Annotated in this window: 3 protein-coding genes; all 3 read left to right on the forward strand. The window is 63.5% G+C overall.

From position 1 onward, the window contains the following. The coding region (locus tag POF53_RS25495) for a hemagglutinin repeat-containing protein (protein WP_498969984.1) at nucleotides 1–7714 on the forward strand (7714 nt) is incomplete at its 5' end. 19 nt (nucleotides 7715–7733) lie between these two features. Next, entirely contained in the window at nucleotides 7734–8126 is a 393-nt protein-coding gene (locus POF53_RS25500) for an SMI1/KNR4 family protein (protein ID WP_232857788.1), read from the forward strand. 485 nt (nucleotides 8127–8611) lie between these two features. Then, the coding region (locus tag POF53_RS25505) for a filamentous hemagglutinin N-terminal domain-containing protein (RefSeq protein WP_498969987.1) at nucleotides 8612–9454 on the forward strand (843 nt) is incomplete at its 3' end.

Below are 9454 nucleotides of genomic sequence, written 5' to 3' on the forward strand. Positions count from 1 at the left end.
TACCCTCGACAACCGCGGCGGCATCCTTGCCAGCCTCAAGCAGTCGCTGGGCGTGCGCACCACCGGTGTGCTGCGCAACGGCAGCGATGCCAATGGCCAGCGCGGCATCCTCCAGGCCCTGGGCCTCGATGTGCAGAGCGCCAGTCTGGACAACCACGGCGGGCGCATCGCGGCGTTGGGTGGTGATGCACTGATCCGCACCGGGCAGCTGGACAACCGCGACGGCGGCATCTCCGCCAGTGGCCTGCTCAAAGTCACCGGCGCCAGCCTGCTCAACGGTGGTGACGCGCGTGGCGAGATGGTCGGCCAGCGTATCGACATCGGGCTGAGCGGCGCGCTGGACAACCGTGGCGGCATCGTCGAAAGCGCGAGTACTTTCGCCATCACTGCCGCCAGCCTGGATAACCAGGGTGGCCAGTTGCGTGCCGTGGGCAGCACAGGCAAGAGCCAGTTCGCCATTGGCGGCCTGTTCGACAACCGCACCGGGCTGGTGGAAGTCGGTAATACCGACCTGACGCTCGGCGTCGGCGTGTTGCAGAACGTCGGCGGCAAGGTGCTGCATGCGGGCAAGGGCGTGTTCGACATCGACACGCTCAACCTGACCCGCGCTGGCGGCAATCTGATCACCCGTGGCGGTCTGACCCTGACCGCCGACAGCTGGACCAACGCCAGCGTGATCCAGGCCGGGCGCCTGACGGTCAACGTCAACAACCTCACCCAGACCGCCGGCGGCCAGTTGCTGGCATTCGACAGCCTGGTGGGCAACGGCGGCAACTGGAGCAACGATGGCCTGATTGCCAGTGACGGTGATCTCAGCCTGAACCTGGGGGGCACTTACAGCAGCGCCAATGGGCGGGTGAACAGCCTGGGTACGCTGGGCGTGAGCGCGGCGCAGATGAGCCTGGGTGGCAACGCCAGCATCACCGGCGTGGGCAACACCACGGTCAACGTGGCGGGCCTGCTGACCAACCAGGGGCGGCTGAGTGCGGCAGGTGATCTGCTGGTCAATGCCGGCAGCCTGAACAACCTGGGGACCCTGGGAGGCAACCAGCTGGTGCGCGTGACCACCGGCAGCCTGCGCAACGATCGCAGCCTGTTGTTCAGTGGCGGGGACATGCAGCTGTACACCGGGACCCTGACCAACTTCTATGGCGACGTCTACAGCCTGGCTGGGCTGACGGTGGCGGGCAATGCCGCAGGTGGGCTGGCGAGCAAGGTGGAGAACATCTCCGGCAGCCTGGAAAGTGCCGGGGACATGCGCCTGAATGCGCAGACGATCGAGAACCGCAAGGAAATTTTCAAGACCACGGGGGCCCCGACGTGGAGCTCGATCGGCATGCGTCAGACCGGCCCGGGCGGCGGTCATATGGTGCTTGAGGAGTACTACGAGAAGAAGGTCGAGATCGACTCGCCCGCCGGCGCCATCCGTGCTGGCCGCGACCTGTTCGTGCTCGGGGGGCGGCTGGAGAACTCGGCTTCGGTGATCACCGCACAGCGTGATATCACGGTCAATGTGCAGAACTTCCTCAACAAGGGCGAGGCACTGGGCACCTATTCGGTATTGAAGTCGTTCACCCTGTCAGGCGTGGACAAGGTCAAGTACGCCATGCCGTATTTTGCTGCGGTGATGCGCTACAACGCAGCCAATGACCCGCAATACACAAGGGCCAACAGTAACGGCGACAGACACCTCGTTGGCACATTGCGCATGTGGGATGCCAACTGGAACGAGTCACGCATCACGCCCTACACCCGGCTTGGCGGTACCGCGAACTTCAATACCATCGCGGTCATCGGTTGGAAGAGCTGGTTCGACGGCTTCTCGCTCAGTGCGCTGAACATTGCGCCGGCATACAACCCGAATGCGAGAGCGCCGCTGCCCGCGCAGATTCAAGGCGTCACGTTCTACGACCAGCGTACCATCGAGCACGGCACTCAGGTCGGTGCCGCGAATGCTGTGGTACAGGCGGGTGGCCGGGTAAGCATCAATGCCACCAGGGACGTGATCAACAGCGTCATCCAGGAAGGACTGACGGTCAGTGGTCCGGCAGGCAAGGCGTTTGACCCCAAGCTGCCGGGCGCTGCCGGTAACACGGTTATCCGTATTCACGCCCAGCTTCCCCCTGACCTGGCGCAACAACAGGTCAACCCCCTGGCTTTGGGCGGCTTCACCTTGCCCACCGGCCAGAACGGACTGTTCCGCCTGAGTGGCCAGGGGGGCAGTGCCGCGGGTGCCTCGCCGCAGGGTTGGACACTGGGAACTGCCGAGGTTTCGAACCAGGGCCGCCAGGCGCTGGCACCAGGCGGTCAGCCCGGCGCGCTGCAGGCCATGGACGCCAGTGCGGGGAACCAGAGCCATCAGGACATCGACCGCATTGCCCACCAGGGCGGTGCCGTGGGCGGCAACGCAAGTGCCATCGGTGTCTACGCACCGGGCGGTGCAGCGGTTGACGCCACCCCTGTGCCGCGACATCCCGGTGCCAACGGCAACCCGTGGAGCAACTCACGTCCCGACATTGCGGGTGTCACCCGTATGCCGGACAGCCAATACACCAGCAAGCCACACAAGTACCTGATCGAGACCAACCCGGTCCTGACCGACCTCAAGCAGTTCATGAGCTCCGACTACCTGCTCGGCAACCTGGGCTACGATCCGGACCAGAGCTGGAAGCGCCTGGGCGATGGCCTCTACGAGCAACGTCTGATCCAGCAGGCGGTGGTGGCCCGTACTGGTCAGCAGTTCATCGATGGCCAGACCTCCGGCGAGCAGTTGTTCAAGTACCTGATGGACAATGCCCTGCGCAGCAAGGACCAACTGCAGCTCAGCCTGGGCGTGGGCCTGACGGCTTCCCAGGTGGCGGCGCTGACCCATGACATCGTGTGGATGGAAAAACACCAGGTCAACGGCGAGGAAGTCCTGGTGCCGGTGCTTTACCTGGCCCAGGCCAACAATCGCCTTGCCCCCAACGGCGCGTTGATCGCCGGCCAGGACGTGGAACTGATCGCCGGCGAGAACCTGACCAACGTCGGGACCTTGCAGGCCAGCCGCAACCTGTCTGCCACCGCTGGCAACAACCTGGTCAACACCGGCCTGGTCCAGGCCGGAGAGCGCCTGGAACTGCTGGCCGGCAACAACCTGAGCAACAGCGCCGGCGCCATCATCACCGGGCGCGACGTGAGCCTGACCGCGGTCAATGGGGACATCCTCAACCAGCGCGACCAGGTGCGCGCCGTCACCAACTTCGGCGGCACCAGCCAGCACAAGGACTACCTGGATAACGCCGCCCGTATCGAAGCCGGGAACAGCCTCAGCCTCAAGGCGGGCCAGGACATCAACAACGTCGCCAGTGTGATCCAGAGTGGCGGCGACCTGTCCCTCAACGCCGGGCGCGATGTCAGCCTGCTGTCGGTCGAGGAGCGCGAAGGCTTCTACAGCAACCGCCAGCGCAACAACACCGTGCAGCAGCATGGCGCGACGGTTACCGCCGGTCGCGACCTGAGCATTGGCGCGGGCCGTGATCTCACCGCGGTGGCCAGCCAGATCGATGCGGGCCGCAACCTGTCCCTGGCCGCGGGCGAAGACCTGAACCTGACCTCCGCCGCCAACGAAGCCCACAGCTTCAGCCGCAGCAAGAAGGTCACCCAGTCCAAGGACCAGGTCACCCAGGTCTCGACCACGGTCAAGGCCGGTGGTGACGTGTCGCTGTCTGCCGGCCAGGACATGGCCATCGTCGCCAGCCAGGTCAAGGGCAAGGGCGATGTCGACATCGACGTCGAGCGCGACCTGACCATCGCTTCCGCCCAGGACGAAAGTGCGTCCTACTACCTCAAGAAGAGCAAGGGTTCGTTCGGTCGCAAGAGTTCGAACCAGAAGGAGAGCTACCACAGCACCAACGTCGCCTCGGTGATCGAGGCCGGTGGTGATCTCACCGTCAACGTCAGCAAGCAGGACTATGGCGGCATCTCCCTGGATGGCGGCCGCGATGTCACGGTGATCGGCAGCCAGCTCAAGGCCGGCGGCGACCTCATGATTGGCGCGACGGGCGATGTGGCGGTGCTGTCCGGCGTCGAAGAGCATGGCGAGTTCAGCAAGAAGACCAAGTCCGGCTTCCTCGGCCTGTCGAAGAGCGGCAAGAGCCAGCTCAAGACCAGCGCCACCCAGGTGGGCAGCGAGCTCGATGCCGGCAACGACATTGTCCTGGCGGCGGGGAGCGACGTGCGCCTGCGCGCGAGCAAGGCCAATGCCGGCAACGATGTGGAACTGCGCGCCGGGTTGGTGGATGACGAGGGCGATGTCAACCTGGTATCGGCCAACGACACCGCCTATAGCCGCAGCGAGGAGTACAAGCAGAAGCTCAAGCTGTCGCTTTCGGCCAAGGACATGCTGTCGCCGACAGCGCTGATGCTGCCGGGCGTGCAAAACGTCTCGATCCCCTCGGTGTCGATTGCGTCGGCAAAGACCTCCGGGCATGAAGCGCGCAGCAGCACCAGTGTCGGCAGCCAGGTGGTCGCCGTGCGCGACGCTACCCTGGAGGCGGAACGCGATATCAACGTGCTCGGTAGCGGGATCAATGCCGGACGCAATGTCAGCCTGAACGCCGGGCGTGACGTGAATATCACTGCGGCGCAGAACCAGCGTGACGATACGCAGTGGTCCAAGTCGAGCAGCGTCGGGCTGCATTCGGACACCGACGACAACGGTACCAATTTCTTCGCCGGCGTTGAAAAAGAGAAAGCCAAGGACCGCCTGCGCGAGCAGTTGGCTGCCGGCAGTCGCATCCAGGCTGGCAAGGACCTGGATATCAATGCCGGGCGTGATATCAACCAGACCGGTTCGGACTTGCTGGCAGGGCACGATATCAGCCTTGGCGCCGGACGAGACATCAATATCGATGCCGGCCGTGACACGCGTATCCAGGAGCAGGAACGCGAGTATGAGAGCCAGGGGGTCAGTGGCTCGATCAAACATAACGCCGGCAGTACCAAGGATGCGATAAGCAATACCGGCAAGGGCGAGGATGGCGTCAGCAAGGGTTCCAGCACCTTGCAGACCGTGGACGCCATCGGCCAGTTCTTCTCCGGCCCCACCGGAGACGGCAAGATCGGTACCAGCAAGCAGACCAGCAGCCAGCAAAGCGTGGAGCAGAGCAATCGGTCTTCGACGCTGGAGGCCGGCAATGATGTGAAGATGCAGGCCGGCAACGACGTCAATATCAAGGGCAGCAAGGTCCAGGCCGGGCGAGACATCGATATCAAAGGCCGGGATATCAACATCGATGTCGCCAAGGGCAGCAGCAGCCAGGAAAGCAACCAGTCGCAGAGCTGGGGGGGCGTGCATGGTGGCACCAGTGGCGGCTTCAAGGTCGGCATAGGCGGCAGCCATGGCACTGCCAGTGCCGATGGCCAGCAGGGCACCTCCACGCCTTCGCAGCTGGAGGCCGGCGGTAACATCAAGCTCGACGCCAGCAATGACCTGAATATCGTGGGCAGCCAGGTCAAGGCCGGCCGCGATGTGGAGTTGAATGCCGGCAATGAGCTGAACATCGTCGCTGCCAAGAACGACAGCCAGCAGGAGCAGAACCGTCATAGCGGCGGTGGCGAGGTCGGCCTGACCTTCGGCTCGGAAGGTGTGGGCGTCTACGCCAGCGTCAACATGGGCAAGGGCGACCTGGAGCGTGAAACCCAGCGTCATCAGCAAGCCTATGTGTATGCCGGTGACCAGCTGAAGTTCACCAGTGGCAAGGACACCAACATCAAGGGCGCCCAGGTACGCGGCGACGAAGTGATCGGCCGTGTCGGTGGCGATCTCAACGTGGCCTCGGCCATCGACACTGGCAAGGTCAAGGGCAAGGAGTTCGACATCAATGCCACCGTCACCGTGGGCCCGGGCGCCGGTGTCAGTGGCTCGGTCGGCTATGGCAAGACCACCGGCAAGACCGAGTGGGTCGAGGACCAGACGCGCATCACCGGGCGTGACAAGGTCGATATCCGCACCGAGAACCACACCCAGCTCGACGGTGCGCTGATCGCCGCCGACAACGGCAATCTCAAGCTCGATACCGGCACCCTGGGCTTCAGTGACATTGCCGGCAAGGACAAGGAGCACGGTTACTACCTGAACGTGGGTGGCAGCTGGAAGAAGGGGTCGGCCAGTGCCGAGCAGGACCCTTCCAACGGCAAGGTCACCGCAGACGCGGGCAACGGCGAGAAGGGTTCGAAGAACCAGACCAGCTGGAGCGTCAGTGGCTGGGAGTATGAAAAGGACCGCGAGCAGACCGTCCGCGCCACCGTGGGTGCAGGTGATATCACTGTGCGCAAGGACGCCGAGACCGGCCAGGACTCCACAGTCGGGCTGAACCGTGACCTCGACAAAGCCTACGAAATCACGCGGGACAAGGAGTCGCGCACCGATCTCTATGTGACCGACAGCTCGCTGCACGATGTGCTGAATCCCAAGGAGACGCTGCAGAAATGGAGCGATGGGCTGCTCGACTACGACAAGACGGCGCTGAAGAACTTCGAACAGGCCGGCAATGCCCTCAACGCCCTGGTCAATCGTTACCAGCGCATGACCGGGCGGCCAATGGACAGCGGCGCTGTTGCGGTCGCGGGCCGGGCGCTGGCGGAAAACACCCTCGAGTCGCTGATCCTGGCAGGGATGTCGCCACGCGATGCCATGGCCTTGATGGGCAAGGAAGACTTCCAGACCCAGGTATTGCAGCAGCTCAACAACCTTGAGCATGTGTTCGAGCAGTCGCAGGATTTCACCCGCGAGCTTGAGCGAAATCTGGGGGCTCTGCAGCTAGACACGACACATGTCACGGCGGAGCGCGACAGCGTCCAATGGACGCTGACCTATGTCTCGACCATCAACGAGTACCTGGACGCGCATCCGGATGGGGCCGAGGCGGTCACCGTGGCACTTGCCATGCTGCAAGGCCCCAAGGCTGTCATCCAGTTGGCTGTCAGCCAGGTGATCGACCAGACGGAGCTGGGCAAGGACTTCAATGCCAAGGTCGAGGAGGCCGTGGCGAAGGTTGGCAAATACATTGCCGAGCGCATGGAGGGAGAGGACGACCTCGACAAGAAGGAAGGTGGCGACTTCCTGATTGGCGGTGGCAAGTTGATCACCAGCGTGATCATGGGCGCCATACCAGGACGCAAGGGCGGCACCCACCATGAAGGGAGCAATGGGCCGGGATCTCACCTGGATGTGCCGGACACCCGCAAGCCGCACGAGCCGCCTGCCGGCGATGTGCCGCCCAAGGGGCCGACATCGGCGTTCACCCAGCTTTCCAGCCAGGCACGGCGTTATCTCAATGAGCTGGAGGCGCACACGGGCCTCAAGGTCACCGCCGAGCAACGCGACAACCTGGCAAATGCCTTGCGCGAAAAGAACTACACCAAGCTCACGCCCAAGGAAACCCAGAAACACCGACGCGAGTTCAACAAGGTCAAGGACGAGCTGATCGGCCAGTGGGAAACCAAGACAGGCCAGACGTGGCCCCGCTACACCGAGAACGTGATGAGCAAGGATGGAACAAAGGTGGTACGCAAGGCCGGACAGCCCTACGATGCGCACCACATCATCGAAAGTGGGTTCGGTGGACCTAACGAATGGTGGAACATGCACCCGGCACGCTTCCCCGACCAGCATCAAGGTGGCATCCATGGGAAAGACAGCGTGGGCAGGGAAATCTTCACATCACGATAAGAGGGCAGGGTGAATGGGAATGTATGACGATCTGCAGCCGGACAAGGTGTCCGGCCCCCTTTCCAAACTGACGACAGCCGAAGCGCAGGTGCTCTCGGCGCTGGCTGGCCCCCATTCGCAGGTGCCGGCCGATTACCTGGCGTTCATCAGGGAGCTTGGATGGGGGGAAGTGGGTGAGGCGGCCTATATGTTGTACGAAGGCCTGCTCACGCCTGACCAGGTCTACGATGAGGATGGGGACAACGCCCTGGAAGGCATCCTGCTGTTCGGCGATGACCTGCAGGGTTACTGCTCAGGGTTCGACACGAACAATGGCTGGGTGGTTGTCGATATCGACCCGGTGAGCCGTGAGGCCCATCAGGTGGCGGACAGTTTCTCCGAGTTCATACGCGAACTGTTGGGTGACTTGTAGTCCGTGTGAACTGCAAGGGCCGGGAATCACCAGGCGGTGTCTCCCGGTTTCGATTCGCGGGTCCTTGCTGGCCGCTGCGGCCAGTTCTTCTCTTCTCTGTGTGGCTTCTTGCGGTGCGCATGCCCAGATGAGGCATGGCACCGATTTCTCCCCTTCCGACGTCCTCGATAGCCCTGGATGCAGTGCGCTGGTGGCCTCTGGCTGCCTGGAGTTTCAGCCTGGGTGACTGCTGGAACAGGCAGTAGATGGTTTCACGGTTTTTTGGCGATATTAATTTGACGTTTCCGTGATGGCCAAATAACATCTCGCGCTCTTTTTTCGGGGGGCAGGCACTGGATGATGCCTGTGCGTTGTCGGCGGGGGCGAGCTTGCGTGCCTACCTTCGCCCACAGCCTGAAACGCCCCGACATGCTGACCGACAAGGAATGCCCGGTGTACTTGCGCCTGGACTTTGTCATCTGACCGCCTGATTCACGAGACCTGACATGGACGTTCGCCTGTTTGCCTTCCTGGCCCGCCAACGCTCGGCCGCAATTCAGCCCCGCGAGCGCTTCTGCGGGCTGCCCAAGCGTGGCCTGGCCTTCCTGCTGGCCAATGCCATGTTCTGGCAGCCGCTGTGGGCGCAGGCCGCCGAAGGCGTGGTGGTCAGCGGGCCGGGCACCAGCCTCGGCCAGGCGGGCAACGGCGTGCCGATCGTCAACATCGCCGCGCCCAATGGCAGCGGGCTATCGCACAACCAGTTCAGCGACTACAACGTCGGCCAGCAGGGGCTGATCCTCAACAACGCCACCGAGCGCACCCAGGCCACCCAGCTGGGCGGGATCATCCTGGGCAACCCCAACCTCCACGGCCAGGCGGCCAACGTCATCCTCAACGAGGTCAACGGCGCCAACGCCAGCCAGTTGCGTGGCTATACCGAGGTGGCCGGGCATGCGGCGCGTGTCATCGTCGCCAACCCCCACGGCATCACCTGCGATGGCTGCGGTTTCATCAATACGCCACAGGCCACGCTGAGCACCGGCAAGCCGGTGATCGAGAACGGCCAACTGACCCGTTACCAGGTCGACCAGGGCCACATCGCCATCGAAGGCGCGGGGATCAATGCCAGCAACGTCGACAGCTTCGAGCTGATTGCCCGCAGCACCAAGATCAATGCCGAGATCCAGGCCCGCAACCTGGCCATCGTCGCCGGGCGCAACGATGTCGATGCCCGCACCCTGGCGGCCACCGCGCGTGCTGACGACGGCAGCGCCAAGCCGAGCCTGGCGATCGACTCCAGCGCGCTGGGCGGCATGTATGCCGGCGCGGTGAGGCTGGTCGGCACCGAG

This window comes from Mitsuaria sp. RG (genome assembly GCF_028369275.1).
GTDB classification, from domain to species: Bacteria; Pseudomonadota; Gammaproteobacteria; order Pseudomonadales; family Pseudomonadaceae; genus Aquipseudomonas; species Aquipseudomonas peradeniyensis.